Raw genomic sequence first — 25,118 nt, 5'->3', positions numbered from 1 at the left:
GCTTACCCGGAACACTTTTTAATGGAAGGGATTACTTATGGAACAGATGCTTAATGAAGCCTGGCAGGTAAGACAAGAAAATTTTCCAAATATAATACAACTTGATTTCCCGGCAAAAACCAGGTCCATAAGTGTTACCGGCAGCGAGTGTATGCTGAAATGTGCCCACTGCAACGGACATTTTCTGCAGGCAATGGATCCAATCAGCACCTGGCAGGAGAGCTTGGGCAAAGAGATTAAAAGCTGTTTAATTTCCGGTGGTTGTGACAAGGAAGGAAGGGTTCCGATATCACATTATCTCCCGTACATTAAAGGGATCAAAGACAGCCGCCGCCAGATAAACCTTCATGTCGGACTTCAGGATGAACAGGAGATTGAGCAGTTCAGTCAGTTAGCCGATGTTGTTTCTTTTGATTTCGTCGGAGACAATGAAACAATCAGGGAAGTTTACGGCCTGAACAAGAGAGTAGAGGATTATATCCTGACTTATCTTCGCCTGCAGCGTAGGGTTACCGTAATTCCACATATCTGTATTGGGCTCCGTGGCGGCCAAATCAGCGGAGAATACAAGGCTTTGGAAATTCTAAAAGAAGTGGGAGTAAAGGGTTTGGTCTTTATCGTGTTTTCCCCGACAGACGGCACTCTTTATGCCGAGAGGAAACCGGCCCCATTACAGGAGGTCATCCAAATCCTTTGCAAAGCCCGCATAGACTTTCCCGACATACCGATAAACCTCGGCTGTATGAGACCTAAAGGCAGGTACAGGTTTGAATTGGACCAACTGGCAGTGCGCAGCGGAGTTAATAAGATAGTCCAGCCAACTCCGGGAGTCATGGCTATGGCGGAGGAAATGGGGCTTGAGGTTATCAGGGGAGAGGAGTGCTGTGTATTATGATTAAGCTTTCTGCGGGTACGGCACATGTCCTGGGAATCAGGAAACTGGCTATTGATATTCTCCCTACTACTGCCTATATGATGTGTGGAGAAAGGTGTATCCATGACTGCGGTTTTTGTCCACAGGCAAGAAATGCTTCTTCCCGTACCGATTTGTTATCAAGAGTTACCTGGTCACAGTGCCGGATTGAGGACACGGTCCACCAGATTAAAGCAGCCCATGAAGAAGGAAAGCTGCAGCGGGCCTGCCTGCAAGTTGTAGATGGCAGCAAAGCGATTGAACAGGTAAAGGAAATGGTAAATCACATCAAAAAGTATTCCGATATCCCAATCTGTGTCTCCACCAAGGTTAATCACAGGGAAGAAATCCTGGCTCTTGCTGAAGCCGGTGTGGACCGCATCGGACTGGCGCTTGACGCTGCCTGTGAACGGGTGTACAACCTGACAAAATCAGGAAGCTGGCAGGATACCCTGAATTTTATCAGTGACGCAGCCGGACTCCTGCCGGGACGGATATCCACACACCTGATTGTTGGCCTTGGGGAAACAGAACAAGAGATGGTCAATATAATCCGCTACATGAGGGAACTGGGGGTTACAGTGGGGCTCTTTGCTTTTACTCCGGTCCCCGGGACCAGGATGGCGGGCATGAAGCCGCCTGAGCTTGATTGTTACCGGAGAATGCAGGCTGCCAACTACCTGATGGATATAATACCGGCGGGTGATTGCAGGTTTTATTCCGGACGTCTGATTGACTATGGCTTGACCGCCGAAATGCTGACAGAGTATTTAAAAGACGGAAAAGCCTTTGAAACTTCCGGATGCTCCGGTTGTAACCGCCCATATTATAATGAAAAACCTGGAGGGGTCATCTACAATTATCCGCGTCCTCTGACCAAACCGGAAATAGATGAAGCCATCGACATGGTAATCAAATCACTGGATGGCAGGTTATAATTATGGAGAAGTGGCGCCTGATTGTTGATAAACCTTTACCTGCAGCTATGAACATGGCCTTTGACGAAGCTGTCATGAATTCTGTTATGCAGGGGTTAGCGCCGCCGACTATCCGGTTTTACCGCTGGACGCCGCCGGCAGTCAGCCTGGGATATTTTCAAAAACTGGAGCAAGAGATAGATGTGGAGGCATGCAAGAGAGAAGGTGTGGATGTAGTTAGAAGGCTCACCGGTGGCCGGGCGGTACTGCATCAGGACGAGTTTACCTATAGCGTGATAGCTCCGGAAGACAATCAAAAGATAGCGGGCTCGATACTGCAATCTTATCTGGCTGTGAGCAGAGGTCTGGTTAAAGGACTGGCGGAATTAGGGGTTCAGGCGGAACTTTCTGAAGGTAAAAAGCACACTGAATTTAATTCAGCCGCCTGCTTTGATGCTCCTTCATGGTATGAGATGGTTGTGGGAGGCCGGAAATTGGTGGGCAGCGCCCAGACCAGACGCGGGGGTTGTCTCCTTCAGCATGGCTCCATTCCGGTAAAGATGGATACAGACCTGCTCTTTTCGGTTTTAAACTTCAGCAGCGAAAAGCTCCGAGAAAGGGCCAAATCTTATTTCCTGGCGAAAGCTACATGTCTTAGTGAAATTTTAGATTATAGCCCTGAGTACGATAAAATGTGCGAATGCTTTAAATATGGTTTTGAGACAGTGTTGGGAATCAGCCTTCGGGAGGCAGCGCCGCTAGCTGAAGAAGAAGACATGGCAGCAGAGTTAAGCGCCGGCAGATATGCAGCCGATGATTGGAATAGGCGCAGATAAGTGATTTAGATGGGCGCAGATAAGGCAGAAAGGAGATGATGCAATGGCTTATAATATTGCAATTATCGGCGGAGGACCGGGAGGATATGTTGCCGCCATCCGGGCTGCTCAGCTGGGAGCAAAGGTTGCAGTGGTTGAAAAGGCAGATTTGGGAGGAACATGTCTTAATTGGGGATGTATACCTACCAAGGCTCTGGTTGCCGGGACTGAGACACTGCATATGGTTAAAAAAAGTGAAGAATTTGGCATTTCTGCAGATAACCCAACAGTAAATTTTGCAGCTATGATGGAGCGTAAAAACCAGGTAGTGCAGAGGCTCGTTAAAGGAATAAATTATCTGTTTAAGAAAAACAAAATTGTTTTGTATGAGGGCATAGGAATGCTTGCTTCCGTTAACCGGATTGAGGTAATGAAAAACGATGGTACTGCCGAAAAAATTGAGGCGGAGAACATTATTATTGCCACGGGATCAGAACCGGCTCTGATAACAAGTTTGGGCTATGATGGGGACCGGGTGATAACCAGCAATGAAGCACTTTCTCTGACCGAGATACCCAGGAGCTTGCTGATTATCGGCGGTGGTGTTATTGGCTGTGAGTTTGCCTGCATATTTGCCGAACTGGGCTGTGATATTACTATTGTTGATGTGATGCCTGCCATTTTGCCGGGAATTGAGGAAGAGGCATCAAAATTGATGCAGAGCCTGTTTAAACGGCGTAAAATTAAAGTTATTACAAGCGCTAAAATCGCCGAAGTACGTAAAGACAGCGGCAGTGTAACCGCAGTTTTGGACAGCGGTGAAGAATTGGCAGCAGAGAAAGTTCTTATTTCTATCGGCCGCACCTTCAATACTGAGGGGCTTGGATTGCGGGAACTCGGGATTGAACAGGGGCCTAAGAATGAAATAACAGTTAATTCCAGGATGCAGACCAATATTCCCAACATTTATGCCATCGGAGATATAACCAATAAGATTCAGCTGGCACATGTTGCTTCTGCACAGGGGATTACGGCTGTGGAAAACATTATGGGCAGGCAGAAAGAAATGAACTACGATGTCGTGCCCAACTGTATATTTACGGCTCCGGAGATTGCAGGTGTTGGAATTACCAGCCGGCAGGCCCGGGAACAGGGCATAAATATCAGTTCCGGGAAATTTCCCTTTATGGCCCTGGGTAAAGCTCAGGCCTCCGGTAAGACCGATGGTTTTGTAAAAATTCTGGCTGATGTGAAGACAGACCGGATTCTGGGGGTACATATTGTCGGGCCTCATGCCACAGATTTAATTGCTGAGGCAGCCCTCGCCGTTAGACTGGGAGCAACCTCAGAGCAGCTTGCTGAAACTATTCATGCCCATCCTACCTTAGCTGAGGCCATGATGGAAGCGGCTGAGGCTGTTCATGGCAAGAGTATTCATACTTAAGCTTGGGGGTTAATAAAGCATAAAAACAGCTGTGAATCTTTGAAATCAAAGGGTTCACGGCTGTTGCATTTTTATGTGCTGAAAAGCAACTGCAAAAGTACGGTTAAAGGCGCAAACGCGACCGTTCAACTGCAAAAAACGACCGTTCAACTGCAAAAAACGACCGTTCGCTGGAAATGGTTGACTAAAACTACTTACTGGGGTAGTATGTGTTTATCTATACTATAACAACCTAATAAAGTCGGATGAAGGTTGCGGGAGAGACCTTATTTAAAGGCGCCGAAGGAGCAAGAGGGGGTACAGCTGAACCAGCCTCGAAACTCTCAGGCAAAAGTACTGTAACCGGACGTAGCTCTGGAGAGTTTCTAAGTTGACAAGCTTAGGACACCAAAGGGGATATCTTCTAAAACGAAGTGAATCTCTCAGGTCATAGGGACAGAGTAAACAGCCATTAGCGGTTGTTTACCCTGTTCTTTTTTGTTTTGTCATGGGAAACATTCTTATGCAGGGAGTTAACAGGACGTAACCAAAGAAAAAATAATAAGGACGGATGAAGGCTGCGGGAGAGACCTTATTTTGAAGGCGCCGAAGGAGCAAGAGGTGGTATGGCTGTACCGGCCTTGAAACTCTCAGGTAAAAGTACTGCAGCCGGACGAGACTCTGGAGAGTTTCTAAGTTGAAGAACTTAGGACACCAAAGGTGATAACTTCAATGAAGAAGTGAATCTCTCAGGTTAAAGGACAGAGCAAACAGCAAAGTGCTGTTTGCTCTGTCCTTTTTATTTTTGCCCGCCGTTTAACGATACTTTGCATAAATCGACCGGAATAACAAAAATTGTCTCATATTTCATTTGATAATACGATGAATAGTGTTGTAAAATAAGAATACTAACTGTACAAATTATCATAAAATTATTTAAACACAGATACTGAAATCACTTCAACATTCTTCAATAATTATATGAGGAGGTGAGCCCTGCATATTTGGCTACACGAATTTTTCTGTATAAGCAGTAAATTCAGCAAAAGGTATTCCGACATCTGGGGGATTGCTACCAAGTGATGGGGGGTGGGAGTAAAAACATCTGACTAAAAGGTAACATTCCTAATATGATGACTATCAAACAGTAATAATTAATAAAAGGAGGAACGATACATGAGCAAACCGGTCTATCCTTACATACCGAACTCGGTACCGGAAGAGAAAACAAAACTGCTGAAAGAAATAGGTATTGACAGTGTTGAAGAAATTTTTAAGGAGATTCCCGATCATCTGAGATTTAAAGGGAAAATGAATATTCCCGAGCCCTTTCTTTCCGAATATGAATTGAGGAGACACGTTGAAGGGTTACTCGCAAAAAACAAGTCCTGCAAGGAATATACCAACTTCCTTGGTGCAGGTACATGGCAGCATTATGTTCCGTCTGTGGTTGATGAAATCATAACCCGTGATGAGTTTCTTACTGCTTATGTAGTAGGAGATGCTCAGGGGGACCACGGAAAGTGGCAGGCGCTTTTTGAAAGTGCCAGTATGATAGGTGAAATGACTGGTTTTGAGGCAGTCAATAAGCCTACTTATGATTGGGCAAATGCTATTGCCATTGCCTGCCGTATGGCTGCGAGGATGACAGGACGCAGGGAAATCCTCGTTGCCGGAAACATGAGTCCTGGCAGACTGTCGGTAGTCAAAAACTACTGCAAACCTGAAATTAAAGTTGAGAAAATAAAGTATGACAAAGATACAGGTCTTTTGGATCTTACTGATTTAAAAGCAAAGATATCTTCCAATACTGCAGCTGTTTATTTCGAAAACCCGTCTTACCTGGGCTTCATTGAAACTCAGGGTGAAGAAATAGCCAAAATTGCCCATGATAACGATGCCGAAGTAATCGCGGGGGTTGACCCCAGTTCCCTTGGTGTCCTGGCAGCTCCTGCTGATTATGGCGCTGACTTTGCTGTTGGTGATTATCAGCCGCTAGGTCTTCATATGCAGTGGGGCGGCGGCCTGGCCGGCTTTATCTGCACCCGGGATGACAAGAGGTATGTGGCCGAATATCCGGGTCTGCTTTATGGGATAACAACTTCGGTGCAAGAAGGGGAATACAGTTTCGGTGAAGTGTTCTATGAAAGAACTTCTTATGCATCAAGGGAAAAAGGCAAGGACTTTATCGGGACAACTACCGCACTATGGGGTATTGCCGCAGGTGTCTACATGGCTCTGATGGGACCACAGGGTTTCAGGGACCTCGGTGAGGGAATCATGCAGCGGGTTAAGTATGCTCAAGGCCTGCTTTCAAATATCAAAGGTATCAAGGTTCCTGTTCTTAAGTCACCCAGCTTCAAGGAGTTTGTGGTTAACTTTGATGGCATCGGCAAGACTGTTGCCGAGATCAATAAAGCCTTACTGGAGCATAAAATATTCGGCGGCAAGGACCTCAGCCAGGAGTTCCCTGAGTATGGGCAGAGTGCATTGTACTGCATAACTGAAATCCATACCAAGGAAGATATTAAGAAACTGGCTCTGGCCTTGGAGCAAGTTATCCAGGGACTATAATTACACAGAAAGGGTGAAAAATATGGGTGTTGTTAGATTAAAGAAAGACTATCATGAAGCCCGCTGGTGCGAGCCTATCATATATGAACTATCCACTCCCGGACAGAGAGGGATACTGGTTCCTATGCCCGATGATGAAATTAAAGAGTCTGCCGGTGATGTCCTGTCCGACATTCCTGCCGGCATGCGCAGGAAGGAACTTAATCTTCCTGAAATGGATCAGAAACATGTGTTACAGCATTATGTACGTCTGACCCAGGAAACCCTGGGGGCAAACTTCACTAATGATATCAGTGAAGGTACCTGTACCATGAAATATAACCCGCGTGTTAACGAAGATCTGGCAGCACATCCGAACTTTGCGGAACTTCATCCCTGCCAGGACGAGGATACTGTTCAGGGTATTATGGAAATTTATTATAAGTTTGAGCAGATAATCAAAGAAATATCAGGTATGGACCGGGTTACCTTCCAACCCGGAGGAGGTAACCACGCTGTATATACCGCAGCCAGTATTGTCAGGGCTTATTGGGAGTCCAAGGGCGAACTGGACAAGCGGGATGAGATTATAACCACTATTTACTCACATCCCTGTGATGCTGCTACTCCTGCCACTGCCGGCTTTAAAGTTATCACACTCTACCCTGACAAAGACGGCTTTCCAGATATTGAAGCATTAAAAGCCGCTGTTTCGGAAAGGACAGCTGCCATATTTATGACCAACCCCGAGGACATCGGTCTTTATAACCCCAGGGTTGATGAATTTGTTAAGATTGTCCACGCGGCAGGCGGAATATGCTTCTATGACCAGGCTAATGCCAACGCCTTCCTGGGTGTTGCCAGAGCCAGAGAAGCCGGGTTTGACATGTGTCACTTTAATGTACACAAAACCTTCGGTACACCGCACGGTTCCAGTGGACCGGCTAATGGTGCGCTCTGCTGTAAGGAGGAATTTGCCAAGTTTATGCCTGTACCTACAGTAGGATTTGATGGCAAGAAATATTTCCTGGATTATGATCATCCGGAGAGCTTCGGCAAGGTCAGAGATTTTTGGGGTACTGCAGGGGTTATTTTAAAGGCTTATGCCTGGACTATGAACCTGGGTGCAGATGGCTTGAGAGAGTGTGCTGACATATCTGTGCTTAACAACAACTATTTAGAGAAAAAACTGCTCACAATACCCGGATTGTCTGAATGCTACCAAGGCAACGGATACCGCAGGCAGGAACAGGTGCGCTACTCTTGGGAAAAACTCAAGGAAGATACCGGTGTGGGCACAACTGAAGTTAACTACCGTGCAGTTGATTATGGTATCCCACATTATTGGTTCAGCCACCATCCATGGGAGATTCCCGAACCGATGACTCTTGAGCCATGTGAGTCATACTCTGTGGATGACCTTGATGAGTACTATGAAGTTCTCAAACAAATTAGCAAGGAGGCTTATGAAACTCCTGAGCTTGTGATAAACGCACCTCATAAGGCTTCCGGTCATAAGAGAAATGATGAAGCAGCTTTAGATGATCCTGAAAAATGGGCGACAACATGGAAGGCTTACCTTAGAAAGCACAGGAAGTAAAGGAAGGTCATTATTGTGTTCCGCATTCATCCGGAATGCGGAACACATAAAACCTTTGGACTTCTATTGAAGCAAATATGTTTACTGCTAGGTGGTGTGATAGAATTTGAAAAAAAAGCTGGGGTTAATAGTTAACCCGGTAGCCGGTGTGGGAGGAAGAGTCGGACTCAAAGGCAGTGACGGTGAAGAAATATTAAAAAAAGCTTTGGAACTGGGGGCTACCCCAGAATCACCCAGACGGGCGATGGATGCTCTGGAACGACTTGCAGTAATAAAAGATGAAATTGATATAATTACCTACCCTCACGAAATGGGTGAGCAGGAAGCCAGAGATTGCGGCTTTGAACCTGAAGTACTCGGTTCAATTCAGCCAGGGAAAACCGGTGCCAAAGATACTATAGATGCCGCCAAAACTTTAGCGGCAATGAACGCCGATCTGATTTTGTTTGCGGGAGGTGATGGAACAGCCAGAAATATTTATGATGCCATAGGTAATACCAACGTACCGGTAATTGGTATTCCTGCCGGGGTCAAGATTCATTCAGCCGTATATGCAACTAATTCGAGAAATGCCGGTGAAGTAGCTCTAATGTATCTGCAGGGTAAAATTAAAAAAGTTCATGATGCAGAAGTAATGGATATTGATGAAGCTGCGTTCAGAGAAGGAAGAGTTACCGCAAAACTATACGGCTATCTTAAAGTGCCTCATGAAGCCAAACTGGTTCAGGGGTTGAAATCCGGAAGAACTGAAGGAGAAGCAACAGCTCTAAATTATATTGCAGATGATGTTATAGAGAACATGGCAGAAGATATTGTATATGTTATTGGTCCGGGAACCACAACCAGGGCGGTAATGCAAAAGCTGGGATTACAAAATACTTTATTGGGTGTAGATGTGATCATGAACAAAAAAGTATTGGCCAATGATGTAACAGAATCACGGCTGTTAGAATTAACCAAAGGTAAAAGAACCAAGATTGTAGTTACCATAATAGGCGGCCAGGGCTATATCTTCGGTAGAGGCAACCAACAAATCAGCCCAAGAGTGCTGAAAGAAGTGGGTAAAGACAACATTATCGTGATAGCCCCACAAAGCAAACTTACAGCATTAGGCGGTAATCCTTTGTTGATTGATACCGGAAACTATGAGGTTAACAACATGTTGAGTGGTTACTACAAGGTAGTAATCGGTTTAGAAAGAACAATGATGCGAAAGGCAGAATAAAAGGAGGTTAATCTATGTCAGTTGGAACACAACAGAAGATTAGCGCTGAACAGGAATTAGAAAAGTTTGGATATCATCAGGAACTAAAAAGGTCTCTTTCTTTCTGGGAATTAACGGCATTTGGTATTAACTATATGATTCCTATTGCACCTGCTATCATTTTCGGTTACTTGGTTCAGATTTCCGGAGGAACAGTTTCCCTACCATACATGTTAGCCGGTATTGCTATGATTTTCACGGCTATGAGCTATTCAGTTATGGTTAAAAACTATCCTCTGGCCGGTTCGATTTACAATTATGTATCCCGTGGCTGGAATCCACATATTGGATTCCTGTCTGGATGGGTGCTTATTTTAGATTACATACTTATTCCGACAGTTACATCGATGAGCGCTTCTCTCTATATTATGCAGTTTTTCCCTCAAGTCCCTTATGCAGTATGGTTGTTGGTTTTTGCTGTCAGTATGGGTCTTCTGAACCTCTTTGGTGTTGAACTGATGGCTAAACTGGGTCTGTGGATGGTTGCTATCGGTGAATTTGTAGTCTTCACCGGATTCGCAGTCTGGGGTTATGCCATAGCAGTAAATGGAGTTGGTACCGGAACTCTGTTCAGTTCCATACCGTTCCAGTTCACCAGTGTAAGCGCATTGGCAACGGCCACATCGGTAGCAGTATTGAGCTACCTTGGATTTGACGCCATTACCACACTGGCAGAAGAAACTAACAATCCCAAGAAAGATGTTCCCAAAGCTATCTATGCATCTGTTATTATTGGGATGTTTACTATGTTTGTGACAGGTTACCTTGGCATGCTGGTTATTCCCAACTGGCAGGAATTTATTAGTCAGCCGGGCTGGGCTGATACCGCCCTGTTCCACGTTGCTGAATTGACCGGCGGTCGTTGGTTCACAATTTTCTATACTGCCGGATTCGTACTTGCCATGGGTGTATTTAACGTCGTTGCCACTGCAGCCGGTGCGCGCCTGCTCTATGGTATGGGACGTGATAATATGCTGCCCAAGAGCATCTTTGCAAAAATTAACAAAAAGTATCAGACCCCTCATTATAATATCATCATTATTGTTATCCTCGAATATGCTCTCGGTATTTTCTTAACCGTTGATAAAATTACAAACCTTATCAATTACGGCGCTCTCGGAGGGTTTGCCGCTCTTAACATTGGAGTTATCTGGCTCTATTATGTTAAGAAGAAAGGTAATTCTCCCGAGAAACTGGGCGAAACTCCTAACTGGTCACCTGAAGGCGGTTATCACATCAGGTATTTCCTGGCGCCTTTGCTTGGTTTCCTGATTGTCGCCTGGGTCTTCAGCAGCATGGATCGTACCGCCCTGCTGGTTGGTACAGTATGGCTGGTAATTGGTATAGTCTATGAGTTTATCAAGACAAAAGGCTGGAAGGAACTGCCGCCGCAATTGGAACTCTAATATTCGCCGGGTATAAGATGTTACCCACTAATGAATTTAGGTAAGATTCAGGCTATAGCCCCCCTAGCCTATTGTTTCAGGGGCGTGGGGGGCTATTTTCCTAAAATAAGGCAGCCATATATAGCCACCACAATTACTTTTACTCTGACAGTCCCAGTATATATGGCATTAAATCATTCCTGGGGACTGACGCTCTCGACAAGCGGTGTTTATGTAGCAGCAATAGCAGTGGCTTGGAGCATATGGGGCAGAGGGCTGCGGACCGAAAATCGGAGCGATGGAAATGGGCACAGTGAAAAAAACCTTATTAAGGGTGTCTTGAAAAACAGGGAAGTAATCCTGCTCAGTATAGCTGAAGCAGGCGATATGTGGAGCTTTCAGTTTCTCACCTCATATTTACCCACATATTACATTACGGAGGCTGGTTTATCTATCAAGTCTGCATCGAACATAACCGCAGTGTTTCCCATTGCCGGTATTATTGCCGGTCTGCTCTGCGGGTTTTGGATGAGTAAGACAGGGCGGCGCAAGCCATTTACCTGGCCATTACACCTGGTAACTTTTACCGGAACTCTGTTGGCTATTAACGGTACAGGCTTTATCAGACTGCTTGGTTTACATGGTACAATTTTCTTATTTTCTTTTTCATCAATAATAGCTGCTGTATGCACATTTTTAATGAAAGAGACCGGACCTCTCGCGAAAAATAAATCTGTAACTATATAGGAGGTCTATATTGTGACTGAATTATCATTAGAGCTCAATGAAATTACCAAACGAGTAAAATCAGCATTAGAGGAACTCCTGGATGTGGCTGCATTAAAGCCGGGGAATATTGTGGTTATTGGGTGCAGCACCAGTGAGGTTGGAGGACATCAAATAGGGTCAAATTCCAGTATGGATATTGCAGAAGCCTTATTGGAGGGGATTCTGCCAGTTGTCAGGAAACATGATCTTTATCTGGCTGTTCAGGGGTGTGAGCACATTAACAGGGCAATAATAGTTGAAGAAGAGTGTGCTGAAAAATATGGTTTTGAGATTGTCAATGTGGTGCCACATCGCAAAGCCGGTGGTTCGTTTTCCACAACTTATTATGCAAATTGCAGAAAACCGGCAGCTATAGAGACAATTCAAGCTCATGCCGGATTGGATATAGGTGATACCTTTATAGGCATGCATCTCAAGAGAGTTGCTGTCCCTGTGAGGTTGAGCATCAAGGAAATTGGGAAAGCGCATGTGACCGCTGCCCGTGTCAGGCCAAAATTAATTGGCGGAGAAAGGGCAAAATATAAGTAGGTAGATTTTGAGGGGGATTAATAATGACGGATAAAGGCACCTGGACATTAAAAAAAGGTTTGGCAGAAATGCTTAAAGGTGGAGCAATAATGGATGTTACTACTCCTGATCAGGCAAAAATTGCAGAAGAGGCTGGAGCATGTGCAGTCATGGCATTAGAAAGAGTACCTGCTGATATCCGTGCTGCCGGCGGAGTTGCCAGGATGGCTGACCCAACGATAGTTACCAAAATAGTTGATGCCGTTTCCATACCTGTTATGGCTAAGGCAAGAATAGGACATTTTGTAGAAGCGCAAATCCTGGAAAGCCTTGGAGCAGATTATATTGATGAAAGTGAAGTACTGACTCCTGCAGATGAACAATTTCATATTAACAAGCACCATTTTAAGGTTCCATTTGTCTGTGGGGCCCGGAATTTGGGTGAGGCTCTTAGGCGTATCGGCGAGGGAGCCGCAATGATAAGAACCAAAGGGGAGCCGGGAACAGGCAATGTTGTTGAAGCAGTCCGTCATATGAGAATGGTCATGTCTGAAATCAGGCTCCTGCAAAATTTGCCTGATGAAGAATTGATGACTTTTGCCAAAAGTACCGGCGCTCCTTATGACATGGTAGTCATGGTGAAAAAACTCGGCAGACTGCCGGTAGTAAATTTCGCTGCCGGAGGGATTGCTACACCTGCAGATGCGGCATTAATGATGCAGTTGGGATGTGACGGGATTTTTGTGGGTTCAGGCATATTTAAGTCTAAGGAGCCGGAAGTCAGGGCAAAAGCGATTGTTGCCGCAACCACTCATTATAATGACAGCGAACTGTTGGCCAAAGTATCCAAGGGGTTGGGAGAAGCAATGCCAGGCATTGATATATCCCAGATACCGGATACGGAAAGGATGCAAGAGCGTGGTTGGTAATTATTTTCCGTCCCTAAAAATAAAAGGGGGAATGACTTTTGGCTTTTAGACGTAAAGCGGTTTTACTGGTTTCCCTTGCCTTATTAATTAATTTTATATTTTTTCTTTTTTCAATATGGCCCTATAAAGGATTAGAGAAGCTGGACCCTATTCAGAAACCGGGTGATCCGGAAGTATCGATTGAACACCAGATAAACCAGGAAATATATAAAACTAATTTAACAACTTATATATCGCTTAATGTTGCTTCACTGGTGTTGGGTATGTCCGCATCTGTGTTATTAAAAAGGAAAAGCGCCTGATAGAAACTCTGGCGGCCGGAAAGGGGAATAGTATATGGAAAATCCGCAGGATTTGAAGTACACCAAAGATCATGAATGGATAAGGGTAGAAGGAACAAGGGCAATAATAGGTGTCACTGATGTTGCTCAGAGCCTTATGGGAGATGTGGTTTTTGTAGAGTTACCCGAAATTGGGGCAGAGTATGCCCCGGGAGAAGCTGCCGCCAATATAGAATCAGTAAAGGCAGTTTCAGAAGTTTTTGCCCCTGTCGGCGGCAAAGTGCTGGAAGTGAACACGGTCCTTGAAGACACACCGGAACTAATTAACAAAGATGCCTTTGGTGAAGCTTGGATTATGGTGCTGGAGATTTCCGATACCGGTGAGCTGGATAACTTACTCAGTGCCGAAGAGTATGGGAAACTTTTGGTTGAAGGGGAGTAAAAACTGAGATAAACACATAAAAACTGAGATAAACATTGTCTGAACTTCAATTGTATAGTAAAATGATTGCATAGTTACTATTAAAAAGTTGATATCTTAAAAGTGATGAAGGGGACAGTAAACAAATAGGTTCTAACAGAGAGCCGGTGTTTGGTGTGAACCGGTAGAACCTGTTGTTGATCCACTCTGGAACAGTAAGCGATTAAAAAGCATTACCGGTTAATACCCGTTAGCGTATTTAAAGAGGGCTGGAATATGAATTATTTCAGTCAAACAGGGTGGTACCGCGGGGAACAAGACTCTCGTCTCTGGAAAAGTAATTTTTCAGTTACGGGAGTTTTTTAATTTATTCCATAGTAATGAGCTTTACCGCCGGGGCTGCGAAATGCCTGTAAATATTCAGGAGATTTAAGCCTAAATTAAGGAGGAGATTTAAATGAAGGTATTGGTATTGGACAATGTTTCTGAAAAGGCGGTCAGGATTCTGTCTGAAGGTGGGATTGAAGCGGTAGTTAACAATAACAAACTAAGCGAAGATGATCTGTGTGGGATTATTAGTGAATATGCCGGTGTAATTGTCAGGAGCGCCACTAAAATAACGGCTCCGGTTATAGCGGCAGCCAAGAGCCTCAAGATAATCGGCCGGGCCGGAGTGGGTGTGGACAATATTGACATTCCTGCGGCAACCAATGCAGGTGTGATTGTTGTTAACGCCCCTGATGGCAACACCATCGCCGCCACCGAGCAGACTATGGCACTGATGCTGGGTTTAGCCCGCAACCTGCCACAGGCACACAAAGACCTTAAAGAAGGTAAATGGATGCGCAAGGAATACCTTGGCGTGGAGCTGAGAAACAAGGTCCTGGGTATTGTAGGTTTGGGAAGAATCGGGACAGCAGTTGCCAAAAGGGCCCAGGCATTTGAGATGAAAACTATCGGTTATGATCCCATGGTGTCCCCGGAGGCAGCAGCGGCTAATGGAATTGTATTTCAGACACTGGAGGAAGTCATTAAAGAGGCGGACTTCCTGACTCTCCATATTCCCAAGACAAAGGAATCCTTTAACCTGATAAACCGGGAAAGCCTGGCTATGATGAAGGATGGTGCCAGAATAATAAACGTAGCCCGTGGAGGGATTGTGAATGAAACAGATCTTTATGGGGCCTTAAAGGGGGGCAAACTGGGCGGAGCAGCGCTGGACGTATTTGCTGTCGAGCCTACCACTGACAGTCCGCTTTTTGAATTGAACAATGTTATTATAGCGCCGCATCTGGGTGCATCCACCAGAGAGGCTCAGGTTAATGTTGCTCTAGATGTGGCTGAGGAGTTTGTAAATGTACTGGTGAAAGGTGAAATGGCTGCCAATGCTGTTAATGTGGCGCCAATCAAACCAGATATCCTTGCTGCTGTCAAGCCATATCTGGCTCTTGCGGAGAAATTGGGCAAAATGCAGGCACAACTGGTTGAGGGGAGTGTTAAAAATATCAGGATTACATATACCGGTGAATTGGTCCAGGTTGATGTATCCCCGTTGACGGTATCATTCCTTAAAGGGTTTCTTGAGTCCATGGCTGAGGAATCAGGGTCGGTCAACTTTGTAAATGCACCCATTTTGGCAAAAGAGAGAGGAATTACGGTAGAAGAGATTAAGACAGTTGGAACCGGTGATTATACAGCATTGATTTCTGCCAGTACGGAATCGGCAGAAGTCATGGAAATTGCGGGAACCCTGTTCGGAAAGGATGACCCGAGAATCGTCATGGTTGACGGTTTTAGGGTTGATGTGGTGCCGTTTGGTAATATCCTGGTGGTTCCCCACCAGGACCGGCCGAAAGTTGCCGGCCCTGTTGCCAGTATAGTCGGAGAACATGACCTGAATATTGCGGGTATGCAGGTTGGCCGCAAAAGTGTGGGAGGGAAAGCCATTATTATGTTGGCGATAGATACGGCAGCTTCTGATGAAGTGCTGGCCGAGATTATGAGGGTGGATGGTGTGCTGGACGTTAAGATGGTGACCCTTTAAGTTAAAGGCTGAAACTTGGAGCAGTGAATGTCAATGTGATATTCACTGCTTTTTTTGCGCTAATTGAGGAATTGGTTCAAAATACAAGAAAATAACTAAAAATATATTGACAAATAAATATGTTATAACATATAATAATAACAAAGAAATAAACGATATATAAATGGAGGGGTTAGCATGCAAAACAAATTTGAAAACCACCAGATGAAAGTCGAAGATGAGCAACGGGGGTTCAGAATCCACAGGACGGTTTATCTGTGTGTAATCAGTCTGTTGGCATTCATAAACTTGGCTTTTGTTCCCGGATTTATCTGGTTCGTCTTTCCCCTGATAGGTTGGGGGATCGGTATCATGATACATTATATGAATATCAGAAACCTTTCTAAAGAGGCAGGTCATAACTGATATTGCAATTAATTGCAACTGATATTAAAGGGGTGGTCCAGTGAAAATCGTTTTACGAAAAAAAGACAGTGTTACCAGTATTGTATTGTTCCTTTTCAACATTTACGGCGAATATACCGGGCAGTACTCAATAGGGCTGAACAAATTAATCAGGTTTATGCAGCAATTTGAAAAAAACGAGACATCTACCCGGATGGGTTTGTCTCGCATGGTCAAAGCGGGAGTATTGGCCAATCAGCGGAGTGAAAACGAGGTTTATTATCAACTGACTGACTACGGCCTCGAAAACATCAGGATATGGAATGATGGAATTGGCAGGTTTTTTGCACGCTTCAATAAAAGACATAATCCATGGGAGCCCAAATGGTATTTAGCTGTTCTGATGAATTTCCATAAATCAGACAAGGAAAATCAATTGATTGTTGATGAATTAATGGAGCTTGGCCTCCGCGAGATGGAGAAGAATGTTTGGCTCTGCCCTTACCGGGTATCAGGGCAGATGGCTGATTTGTCAGTAAAAAATCAATTTGAGTACATAGAATTGTGGGGAGGAAATATATTTTACAATTTTACGGCTGACCAACTTCTAAAGGACATTTTTGAAATCGAGCCGGTAAGGAAAAGCTACCTGAAGCTTTTAGACCTGATCGAAGAAATTAAAAATGAGTCTGCCGGTTTAAAAGACAATGACGGGCATCATCTCCCGTTGTTGTTTAAACTGGGATGGAACTTTTACGATACCGCTGTTTCTGACCCTGTTGTGCCGGAGGAATTAATTCCGGATTGGGAAGGTGACAGGGTGGTCAAGGAGTTTACTGAGTTGAGAAGGCACCTTTTCGATAGGGTAACAGGATATTTTGAAAAAAATATTTAAAAAAATGTTTTGGGGGAGAGGAGTTTTTAGTGTGATGAAGATAATTGCTTACGTCATTTTGGGGGTATTGGTTTTGGGTTTATTGGGTTTTACTGTTTCTGTGCGGAGTTTCTCGAAGAACAAAGAAATCGCGGAGGCCTCCTGGAATGAATATAGACCGGAAAAAATAGCAAATCTCGGCACTGTAAAAGAACTTAAAATAATGCCTTTGATTGACTACTATACGAGTAATGATACTCTGAGCGGAGAACCGGGTGTTTCTTACCTGGTCAGCGCCGGTGACAAAAAGATTATGTTTGATGTGGGGTTTAACATGGAGAATGAACACCCGTCACCACTGTTAAGAAATATGAATCAACTTGGAGTAGATATCAAAGAGATTGACACTATTGTTATATCTCATAATCATGTTGACCATACAGGAGGTATTCAGGCAAAGAAACAAGACACCTTTTTACTGTCCGGGGAAGAAATCGATTTAAGTCATGTGAAGGCTCTTGTGCCTGAAAAAATGGTTCATTCCACGGCAGAAGTGGAAGTAACCCCAAAGCCGAAGAAAATAGCGGATGGAATTGCCACCATTGGAACGATTGACAGGGCGATCTGGGGGATGGGACTTACCTCAGAACAGGCGCTGGTCGTAAATGTAGAAGGGAAAGGACTGGTATTAGTTGTGGGGTGTGGTCACCAAAAAGCAGCCAGGATTCTTGAAAGGACCAGAGAATTGTTTGATGTGCCAATCTACGGAGTAATCGGAGGACTGCATTACCCTGTTGAAGAATCAAGGATGAAGTTTAATATGCAGAAAATCATAGGGACCGGTAAGCTGCCATGGCAGAAAATCGAACAGCAGGAAGTCCTTGAAGCCGCTGCCGAATTAGATAAAACCAATCTAAGTATGATAGGTATTTCTGCACATGACAGTTGTGACTGGACACTGGATAAGTTCAGGGAATTGTTCCGGGAACGGTATGTGGATATTATGGTGGGCAAAGAGATTAGTGTTGCCAGATAATTCTTATCAATGACAAAGTCAGCGGCAGAAAACTCGTATTTTCATTAACCGGTCATGATGGCATTGATTTGATTTCTCAGGACACCCATGAGAGGTATATTATAGATGCGGCCAGATTCAATGAGAGGGCGAAGGCGAAAGCCCAAATGAAGTGATAACTGCTTCAAAAAAGGATTGCAGTGCATAAAAAAGAGAGCCGCTAAGCTCCCCGTAATTCATTATATCTTTTTAAGCCCTTGTCGGTTAAGCTGCAACTGCACCCCTTCCGATTTAAATATTCGAGTTTAACTAAATTATCGATTGACATCCCAAAACCGAGCTGCCCATTACAAGGTTTTTCCCTGACATAAACGTCTTTATAGCTGATCCATACCTGCAATTTGACTGAGGTATTCACCGCCTTTGTTGCATCCGCTTCAGCCGTTGCTTTAATGGATGCACTGGCTAGTGACTTAAAAACGTCCATGTCCCAATTATTTGTAAATTCGTTATTGTACAAAATGACATCCCCTTCCTTATACTAGTTAATTCAACTAAAAAAAGTTATCTCCTGCTTTTTGAGACAACGGTCCAAGTGGTCGTTATTTGGCATCAGCTTATTAATTATTTCACATTGCAGGTTTTTTAAATTTACAAAAGAAATATAGAGGAAAAGATTACCGAAGGGGGTTCAGTGAAATTGGGATATGAAACCATAAAGCTGGATAACAGGGAAGGAACGGCAATCTTAACCTTAAATCGCCCGGATAAACTGAATTCAGTAAATATGACCATGAGGGCGGAAATCATTAAGGCACTTGGAGAACTTGAGACAGACGACAATGTCAGAGTAGTTGTTGTTACCGGTGAAGGGCGTGCCTTTTGTGCCGGGGCTGATGTGAACGAATTTGCCGAAGGGGCAAAAAATCCGCAGCTGCAGGACAACATCAATTGCAAGCTGCTGGAGATGGCCAGGGTATTTTACGAATTTGAGAAACCGGTTATTGGAGCAATCAATGGGGCAGCTGCAGGAGACGGAGCCCAGTGGGCTTTGGCCTTTGATTTAAATGTAGCTTCTGAGAAGGCCAAATTCGCCTGGCCGGCCACTTACCTGGGTATTCTCTGACCGTACGGGATTATCCGGCTTCCGGCGGAAGTCGGGCGTTTCAGGGCTAAAGAAGTCCTGATGACCAGGAAGTTTGTAAGCGCCGCAGAGGCTGTCCAGTGGGGATTTGTGACCCAGGTTGTGCCACCGGAAAAACTGATGGAAGCGACACTGGAACTGGCTGATGAGATAAAGCAGATGCCGCCCCTGGCTATTAAGGCAGTGAAGAAAGCCGTCAACAGGGGGATGGAGGGTTATGATTTTGCCAAATCTGTGCTCGTGAGCCTGCAGAATACAGAGGATGCCATCGAGGGGACAACGGCTTTTCTGGAAAAGAGGAAACCGGTATTTAAAGGCAGGTAAGGTAGATAAAGTGTTTAAACAGAGTTATTTCCGGCTATCATAGGAATGTTAACTATTATTATAAAACCGGGGTGTTAGCAATGAATGAAGCAGCCAGAAAACTGATGCCGGTCCCCGATGTTAGCAGCTGTTGAGGGCCGGGAAATGGTGCTGGTCAGCATCAAAGGGAGCCCGATGGGGTGAATACCGAGAACTGTCAGGTCTGTGGCAGTGAGTTGGATTATTTTGAAAAAGGCAGATACTGTACCTGTCTTCGTTGTGGCACTATCGATTTTACCAATATTAGCTGCCCTGACGGTCATTATATATGTGATGCCTGCCACGGTAAAGAGGTTTACAGAACTATCAGGGACTATGTGGTGAATACGGACTCAGCCAATCCTTTTGAGACATCAGAGACACTCATGGGATATTCTGATGAAGTACCCATGCTGGGGTGTGAAAATGCCTGGATTGCTGCCGGGGCTTTAATGTCTGCAATCAAAAATGAAGGTACGGTAAATGTCGCAGATGACCAGATAGATGAGGTGTTGGTCCGTACCAGAAAGCAGGCAGTAGGCGGATACTGCGGCCTGACAGGTGTTTGTGGGATTGCCCCGGCAGTTGGAGCCTGTTTCAGCGTCATTCTGGGAGCTGCTTGTCCCAAAGACAGGGAGACGGCTGTCACCATGAAGGTTGTCGGCAGGATAGTGAATGCAATTGCCGGTCAAACCGGCCCCTGCTGCTGTAAGAACTTTGTCAGGACATCACTGTTTGAGGCAGTTGGGTTGGCAAAACAATACTTGGATGTAAACCTGCCGCTTCCGGATGATGCAATTATATGCAGCCACGTTGCCAGACACCCCCATGGGTGCAGGCTGGAAAAATGTAATTATTATAAAGACCATAATTGTAAAACCTGAAGTTAATACTTAAGCCTGTTTAGGTTAAACAGGACACGAAAAATATTAAACAATCGATACCGGGGAATTCCCGGTATTGTCTTTTTCCCGGAATTGTTTTTTTTGGCATCGTCTCTCTCCAAAATCTTCCATCGAAACATCTGGAAGGAATCTGCTCGAATTGGTTGAAGTATTTCATAGGCCAATATCACAGGTCAATATTATTGCTATCAGTAAAAGGAAAAATTTTTCACTATATGACAGGAGGCAGGCCAATGGAGGAGACGACCACAGATAAATCCCGCTCAACTAAGTTCCTTGCTTTATATAACAAGCTGGATAGTTTCATGAAAGAGAGGCTGGGCCGGGATGACGGATTCAGCCACACCAGAATGATTAATGAGATGGCCAGAAAGGACATCCTGTTCCGGAGGCATGAGAGTGAACTGAAATCCCTGGCAAGGTTAAGGAATGCCATTGTTCATAACAGGTATCCTGATCAAGCCGACCCTATAGCTGAGCCTCATGAATTTGTTGTTGGCATGTATGAACAAATTATTGATGAGTGCTTTAATCCTCCCAAAGCCCTATCTATAGCTATAAAGAGGAAAGATATTTACACAACTACCCTAAATGCCAATGCAATTATGTTAATGAGAACAATGAACAGTAACAGGTATACCCATGTTCCGGTGCTGGAAAATGATAAAATGATTGGGGTGTTCAGTGAAAACACGGTATTTTCATATATAGCCGAGAACAGAATATTTATTGAACATCACGCCATAATAAAGGATTTTATAGATTACATTCCAATGGAGAAGCATAAAGGGGAACACTTTATATTTATTGACAGGGACACCCTGGTAGGTGATGTGGAGGAAATGTTTCGCTGTGAACTGGAGGGCCACCGGCGCCTGGCAGTGGTGTATATCACGGAAAACGGCAGGCAGGAAGAGGAACTTCTGGGCATGATAACCCCATGGGATATTGCCGGAATCTAAATAAATGTATAGGGAAAACTGGAAGGAGTGTTTTGTATGCTGGAATTGCTAATGAAGAGAAGGAGCATTCGGAAATTTAAGCCCGATATTGTTGAACAGGAGAAAATTGATGAGCTGGTACGGGCAGCGCTTTTGGCACCCTCGTCCAGACGAACTAACCCCTGGGAGTTTATTGTGGTTGCAGACAAGGAAATTCTCCTGAAACTGTCCGCCGCCAAGGAACACGGTTCCAGCTTTTTAAACGGGGCTCCACTGGCGATAGTTGTAATCGCAGATGACACCAAAAGTGATGTCTGGGTAGAGGATACTTCGATTGCAGCTATTATGATCCAGTTGGCAGCCGAAAATATGGGGTTGGGGTCCTGCTGGATTCAAATCAGGAAAAGAAAGCATGATGCGAACCGGACATCAGAGCAGTATGTCAGGGAACTGCTGGACATACCCGAGAATTATAAAGTTGCCTCTGTAATAGCTGTTGGATACCCGGATGAAAAGCGGGAACCGCATACGGAAGCCGAATTAATGTTAGACAAAGTCTTTGTTAACAAGTACGGCCAAAGATAAAAACCGCCCACCCCGGTGGGGGGATAGAGGTGTGCTCGAAGACAATTGAAGGGCAGGTCCGCGGGATAGCCAAAATGGTCGAAGAAGACCGGTACTGTGTAGACCTGCTTGCGGGGGGAGATATGATATGATTGCCAGATTTGGCGAAACCATATGGGTATTTATCCTGGCTATGATTATCACTATGCCGGCAATCATTCCCCTAATCAAGAAGAAATACAGCTGATGAAGGCGGAGCCCTGGAGAAACCATGGAAGACATCGAAATGACGTTTAGTCTTGCCAAGATCCTGGACCTGGATGCTGCAGTTGGAGTATCTATAACCCGCTGCCGGGTTCTGAATTCTCAGACTGGCATCAGAAGGACGGTTCCCGGGCGGAATACAGCGAAGATGTCCACTTCACCAGGGTGTCGGTAAGTTTTTGTGAGGTGCCTGTACAGGAATTAAGTGACAAGTATGAGAAAATCAACGAATATTTCGCAGGTTAAGTCCTTTCTTTCCAGTCTTAACATATTGGAAACGATACAAAATCTGTGTTATAATATACTACGTAAAGTAGTAATAGAATGCAAAACTACATGCTTGTAATGGGACAGTACGGTATTCTAAAGAATGGAGTGATGGTTTTGTATCCGATTTTATTTCATATAGGAAGTATAGAGGTGCGTGCCTGGGGAGTGATGGTTTCCCTCGGAATAATCCTGGGAACATTTATAGCGTTCAGATTGGCCCGTAGAGAGGGTCAAGATGGCAATCTGGTATTTGATTATGTGCTATATGCTGTTATCTCAGGCTTCCTGGGCGCCAGGATATGGGAAGTTATATTCTCCTGGGAAAACTTTGCCGGAGCGCCCCTGGAGGCCTTGAAGTTCTGGAGCGGCGGTCTGTCAATACAAGGCGCTGTTGCCGGTGGACTACTGTTTACACTATGGTTTATCAGGAGAAATAACCTTAACTTTTGGCATTTTGCAGATATCCTGGCTCCAGGGTTGATAGCAGGACAGGCAATTGGCAGAATCGGGTGTTTTTTAAACGGTGATGCTTACGGCATCCCGGCACAGTCGGGGTGGGGTGTGGCATACCGCCCGGGCACTCCCGCATACAGCGCTTACGGTGGTGCTCCACTGGTGCCGGCAGAACTGCTGGAGGGTGCGGGGGATCTGGCAATTATGGCGCTGCTGCTGTTGTTATTTAGCCGTAGACCCTTTAACGGTTTTATCGCCCTGATGTACTTTGTGCTTTACTCAGCTCTCAGGTTCACCCTGGAATTCTGGAGGGGTGACAGCCTGTTGATGACTGAAGGGCTCAAGGCCGCCCAGGTATCAAGTATTGTAATTGCTCTTGCTGCAATTGGTGTGATTATATTCAAAATGAGGCGAAGAGCGTAACCCGGGGAATGGGTATTACTCAGAAAAATTGCTGATTTGTTGAAGTTAATATTGATTTCTGGGGTGCAAGGCTGTATAATAGTGATACTACAAATAGCAGTAGGAGAATGCCAGGCAAAACAGATAGGAGGAGGAGGAGACTATGCCAGAAATTAATGGTATTAATCTTGAGGTTGGCCAGAAAATTATTGAAACTGTCAGGGATAATCCCGAATTTGGCAAAACCATGTGGCGGGCTAGGACAGTTTGGAAGGGTGGTACCAAGTCGGAATCGGAAATTCGCGGTTTCAAGGTACTGATTGACGAACCCATTGACCTTGGGGGCACCGATGAGGCGCCTAATCCTGTGGAAATGATCCTGTCTGCCCTGGGAAGCTGCCTGGTGGTTGGTTATTCGTTGAATGCAGCTATGATGGGGATAGAACTGCAAAAGATTGAAGTTGAACTTGAAGGTGACATCGACCTGCCGGGATTTTTCGGGCTGCCGTCAGATGTACTTCCCGGATATACCAGCGTGAGAGCAAAGGTATTTCTGAAGAGTTCAGTTGGCCTGGACAAACTTGAGGAACTTCATCAAAGGGTTACAGCCACATCCCCTGTAGGACTGACTCTCAGTAAGAGCGTTAACCTTGACGTAGAACTTGTTAAACGGAGAACAGCTTAATATTTAGCTTCCCCTGCATGTCTGCGTTTCATATGTAAAAGCCGGTACGGTTATCGGGCTTATTGCCTGGTAACCGTACCGGATTTTTTTCTATATAGCATAAGCAGGGCTGCTGCCCCCATAACCGCCCATATTATATAAAGTAATTTTGACCGGACAGTGATAAGAATGTGAAGAAGGTGTGAAACCTTACTACGATGCATAGTAAATATTAAAAGAACATTGTCAAGAAAGCTTTTGTTTGTAATTTTAATGAATTATCTTCTATAATCCGGGGAAATAATAATTTTGCATAACCTATAATTTTCACTTTGGTTGAAGGAGGTGAAAAATTTGCCTGATATCAAGTGCTCAGTTACCGAGTGTGAGTATAACAGCAATATCAAGTGTGGTGCTCCGATGATCCAGGTGGACCACAACAAGGTTCCCCAGTCAAACAATTCAGATGAAACCAAGTGTGATACCTTCAGGACCAAAGGCTAACCAGAAAACCTCCCATTTTAAAACTGGGAGGTTTTCACTTATGTTCTTATCGGGTTTTCAATTGGATTTCTCCTCACTAGATGACGGTCAGTGTGCTGGATGACATTCTCATCTCGCAGGTAAATTCAAAGGTGCCTGCCTTATCAGGAACAAAAGTAAAGGAATCCTGCCCCACATCCAAAGCCTTGTTAATGTCAAAGTCAGGTATCATAAGTCCGCTGACACAGCCGGCATCTGCTGAGGAATTTGTTCTCACCTCTACCGGAATACCCTTTTTCATGGTGATATTATTCGGGCTGTAGCTGCTCGTAGTCAGGTCCAGAGAGACAATCTGGGGCCGCCGCGCTGTTCTGCAAGAGGAGCGGGCTCCGGTGGGGCAGAGCCAACCACTGCAGAAGCAATCCAGACCGCCAGGACAGACAGTGTTATACCTCCATTTTTCTAGTGATATGTGTATGTGAAGCCCTACTATGCCGCACAATAAAGGTAGACAAACTAAATGCGATGCAGTATAGTAGTTGTAAACAAAGTTCTACTACGAAGTATAGTAG

General features: G+C 44.8%; 26 protein-coding genes, 2 pseudogenes, 4 riboswitches and 1 other annotated feature. Of the genes and pseudogenes, 26 read left to right on the top strand and 2 right to left on the bottom strand.

Features of this window, described 5'->3' with window-relative positions:
• Positions 1–37: 37 nt before the first annotated feature.
• From lipS1 to Ga0451573_RS03160, 17 genes are all read left to right on the top strand, one after another.
• Positions 38–895 (top strand): LipS1 family lipoyl synthase, encoded by an 858-nt coding sequence (gene lipS1, locus Ga0451573_RS03240; protein WP_231682445.1) that lies wholly within the window; start codon positions 38–40, stop codon positions 893–895.
• Positions 892–1,851 (top strand): LipS2 family lipoyl synthase, encoded by a 960-nt coding sequence (lipS2, locus tag Ga0451573_RS03235; RefSeq protein WP_231682444.1) that lies wholly within the window; start codon positions 892–894, stop codon positions 1,849–1,851. The genes lipS1 and lipS2 overlap by 4 nt, the downstream gene beginning before the upstream one ends.
• A gap of 2 nt (positions 1,852–1,853) precedes the next feature.
• Entirely contained in the window at positions 1,854–2,666 is an 813-nt protein-coding gene (locus Ga0451573_RS03230; protein WP_231682443.1) for a lipoate--protein ligase family protein, read from the top strand.
• Positions 2,667–2,709: 43 nt separating this feature from the next.
• Complete coding sequence (gene lpdA, locus Ga0451573_RS03225; protein ID WP_231682442.1) at positions 2,710–4,089, top strand: dihydrolipoyl dehydrogenase; 1,380 nt, start codon at positions 2,710–2,712, stop codon at positions 4,087–4,089.
• Between the two features lie 245 nt (positions 4,090–4,334).
• Positions 4,335–4,438: riboswitch (glycine riboswitch) on the top strand.
• Positions 4,439–4,441: 3 nt separating this feature from the next.
• Positions 4,442–4,530: riboswitch (glycine riboswitch) on the top strand.
• Positions 4,531–4,639: 109 nt separating this feature from the next.
• A riboswitch (glycine riboswitch) is annotated at positions 4,640–4,744 on the top strand.
• A gap of 3 nt (positions 4,745–4,747) precedes the next feature.
• Positions 4,748–4,835, top strand: a riboswitch (glycine riboswitch).
• Between the two features lie 409 nt (positions 4,836–5,244).
• Positions 5,245–6,642 (top strand): aminomethyl-transferring glycine dehydrogenase subunit GcvPA, encoded by a 1,398-nt coding sequence (gene gcvPA, locus Ga0451573_RS03220; RefSeq protein WP_231682441.1) that lies wholly within the window; start codon positions 5,245–5,247, stop codon positions 6,640–6,642.
• Positions 6,643–6,664: 22 nt separating this feature from the next.
• Positions 6,665–8,221: an aminomethyl-transferring glycine dehydrogenase subunit GcvPB gene (gcvPB, locus tag Ga0451573_RS03215; RefSeq protein WP_231682440.1), complete on the top strand. Its 1,557-nt coding sequence runs from the start codon at positions 6,665–6,667 to the stop codon at positions 8,219–8,221.
• Positions 8,222–8,327: 106 nt separating this feature from the next.
• Positions 8,328–9,446: an ATP-NAD kinase family protein gene (locus tag Ga0451573_RS03210; protein WP_231682439.1), complete on the top strand. Its 1,119-nt coding sequence runs from the start codon at positions 8,328–8,330 to the stop codon at positions 9,444–9,446.
• A 14-nt stretch (positions 9,447–9,460) separates the two neighbouring features.
• Entirely contained in the window at positions 9,461–10,891 is a 1,431-nt protein-coding gene (locus tag Ga0451573_RS03205; protein ID WP_231682438.1) for an APC family permease, read from the top strand.
• 30 nt (positions 10,892–10,921) lie between these two features.
• Positions 10,922–11,617, top strand: coding sequence for an MFS transporter (locus Ga0451573_RS03200; RefSeq protein WP_231682437.1), 696 nt, complete (start codon positions 10,922–10,924; stop codon positions 11,615–11,617).
• Between the two features lie 12 nt (positions 11,618–11,629).
• Positions 11,630–12,187 (top strand): TIGR01440 family protein, encoded by a 558-nt coding sequence (locus tag Ga0451573_RS03195; protein WP_231682436.1) that lies wholly within the window; start codon positions 11,630–11,632, stop codon positions 12,185–12,187.
• Positions 12,188–12,210: 23 nt separating this feature from the next.
• Positions 12,211–13,095 carry a pyridoxal 5'-phosphate synthase lyase subunit PdxS gene (pdxS, locus tag Ga0451573_RS03190; protein WP_231682435.1) on the top strand — a complete coding sequence of 295 codons (885 nt, stop codon included), beginning with the start codon at positions 12,211–12,213 and terminating at the stop codon, positions 13,093–13,095.
• Positions 13,096–13,133: 38 nt separating this feature from the next.
• The gene (locus Ga0451573_RS03185; RefSeq protein WP_231682434.1) at positions 13,134–13,397 is read left to right on the top strand and encodes a hypothetical protein; all 264 of its coding nucleotides are present in this window, start codon (positions 13,134–13,136) and stop codon (positions 13,395–13,397) included.
• A 34-nt stretch (positions 13,398–13,431) separates the two neighbouring features.
• Positions 13,432–13,818: a glycine cleavage system protein GcvH gene (gcvH, locus tag Ga0451573_RS03180; protein ID WP_231682433.1), complete on the top strand. Its 387-nt coding sequence runs from the start codon at positions 13,432–13,434 to the stop codon at positions 13,816–13,818.
• Positions 13,819–13,914: 96 nt separating this feature from the next.
• Positions 13,915–14,131, top strand: a binding site (T-box leader).
• A gap of 123 nt (positions 14,132–14,254) precedes the next feature.
• Positions 14,255–15,841 (top strand): phosphoglycerate dehydrogenase, encoded by a 1,587-nt coding sequence (serA, locus tag Ga0451573_RS03175; protein ID WP_231682432.1) that lies wholly within the window; start codon positions 14,255–14,257, stop codon positions 15,839–15,841.
• Between the two features lie 177 nt (positions 15,842–16,018).
• On the top strand, positions 16,019–16,246 hold the full coding sequence (locus tag Ga0451573_RS03170; protein ID WP_231682431.1) for a 2TM domain-containing protein: 228 nt from the start codon (positions 16,019–16,021) through the stop codon (positions 16,244–16,246).
• Positions 16,247–16,286: 40 nt separating this feature from the next.
• On the top strand, positions 16,287–17,120 hold the full coding sequence (locus Ga0451573_RS03165) for a PaaX family transcriptional regulator C-terminal domain-containing protein (protein ID WP_231682430.1): 834 nt from the start codon (positions 16,287–16,289) through the stop codon (positions 17,118–17,120).
• 34 nt (positions 17,121–17,154) lie between these two features.
• Positions 17,155–18,135: an MBL fold metallo-hydrolase gene (locus tag Ga0451573_RS03160; protein WP_231682633.1), complete on the top strand. Its 981-nt coding sequence runs from the start codon at positions 17,155–17,157 to the stop codon at positions 18,133–18,135.
• A 199-nt stretch (positions 18,136–18,334) separates the two neighbouring features.
• Here Ga0451573_RS03160 and Ga0451573_RS03155 read toward each other — a convergent pair whose 3' ends face one another.
• The gene (locus Ga0451573_RS03155; protein ID WP_231682429.1) at positions 18,335–18,634 is read right to left on the bottom strand and encodes a hypothetical protein; all 300 of its coding nucleotides are present in this window, start codon (positions 18,632–18,634) and stop codon (positions 18,335–18,337) included.
• A 174-nt stretch (positions 18,635–18,808) separates the two neighbouring features.
• On the opposite strand from Ga0451573_RS03155, the pseudogene Ga0451573_RS03150 reads away from it, so the two are divergent.
• From Ga0451573_RS03150 to Ga0451573_RS03110, 9 genes and pseudogenes are all read left to right on the top strand, one after another.
• A pseudogene (locus tag Ga0451573_RS03150) lies at positions 18,809–19,582 on the top strand (enoyl-CoA hydratase/isomerase family protein).
• Between the two features lie 137 nt (positions 19,583–19,719).
• Positions 19,720–20,484: pseudogene (locus Ga0451573_RS03145) on the top strand (DUF5714 domain-containing protein); the annotation flags it as partial.
• Between the two features lie 254 nt (positions 20,485–20,738).
• Positions 20,739–21,467, top strand: coding sequence for a CBS domain-containing protein (locus Ga0451573_RS03140; RefSeq protein WP_231682427.1), 729 nt, complete (start codon positions 20,739–20,741; stop codon positions 21,465–21,467).
• A gap of 36 nt (positions 21,468–21,503) precedes the next feature.
• Entirely contained in the window at positions 21,504–22,031 is a 528-nt protein-coding gene (locus tag Ga0451573_RS03135; RefSeq protein ID WP_231682426.1) for a nitroreductase family protein, read from the top strand.
• Between the two features lie 29 nt (positions 22,032–22,060).
• Complete coding sequence (locus tag Ga0451573_RS03130; RefSeq protein ID WP_231682425.1) at positions 22,061–22,162, top strand: metal-sensing transcriptional repressor; 102 nt, start codon at positions 22,061–22,063, stop codon at positions 22,160–22,162.
• Between the two features lie 119 nt (positions 22,163–22,281).
• Positions 22,282–22,449, top strand: coding sequence for a hypothetical protein (locus tag Ga0451573_RS03125; protein ID WP_231682424.1), 168 nt, complete (start codon positions 22,282–22,284; stop codon positions 22,447–22,449).
• A gap of 149 nt (positions 22,450–22,598) precedes the next feature.
• Positions 22,599–23,420, top strand: coding sequence for a prolipoprotein diacylglyceryl transferase (gene lgt / locus Ga0451573_RS03120; RefSeq protein ID WP_231682423.1), 822 nt, complete (start codon positions 22,599–22,601; stop codon positions 23,418–23,420).
• Between the two features lie 142 nt (positions 23,421–23,562).
• Positions 23,563–24,084 carry an OsmC family protein gene (locus Ga0451573_RS03115; RefSeq protein WP_231682422.1) on the top strand — a complete coding sequence of 174 codons (522 nt, stop codon included), beginning with the start codon at positions 23,563–23,565 and terminating at the stop codon, positions 24,082–24,084.
• A 333-nt stretch (positions 24,085–24,417) separates the two neighbouring features.
• A complete protein-coding gene (locus tag Ga0451573_RS03110) occupies positions 24,418–24,567 on the top strand; it encodes a DUF1540 domain-containing protein (protein WP_231682421.1) in 150 nt (49 codons plus the stop codon).
• 76 nt (positions 24,568–24,643) lie between these two features.
• On the opposite strand, the gene Ga0451573_RS03105 is transcribed toward Ga0451573_RS03110, so the two are convergent.
• Positions 24,644–25,048, bottom strand: a complete 405-nt coding sequence (locus tag Ga0451573_RS03105; RefSeq protein ID WP_231682420.1) for a cupredoxin domain-containing protein — start codon at positions 25,046–25,048, stop codon at positions 24,644–24,646.
• Positions 25,049–25,118: the final 70 nt, after the last annotated feature.

Origin of the sequence: Phosphitispora fastidiosa, from assembly GCF_019008365.1 — a bacterium.
GTDB lineage: Bacteria > Bacillota > Thermincolia > Thermincolales > UBA2595 > Phosphitispora > Phosphitispora fastidiosa.
Note: the sequence above shows the minus strand (reverse complement) of the source record. Positions and strands in the feature narration are given on the sequence as shown.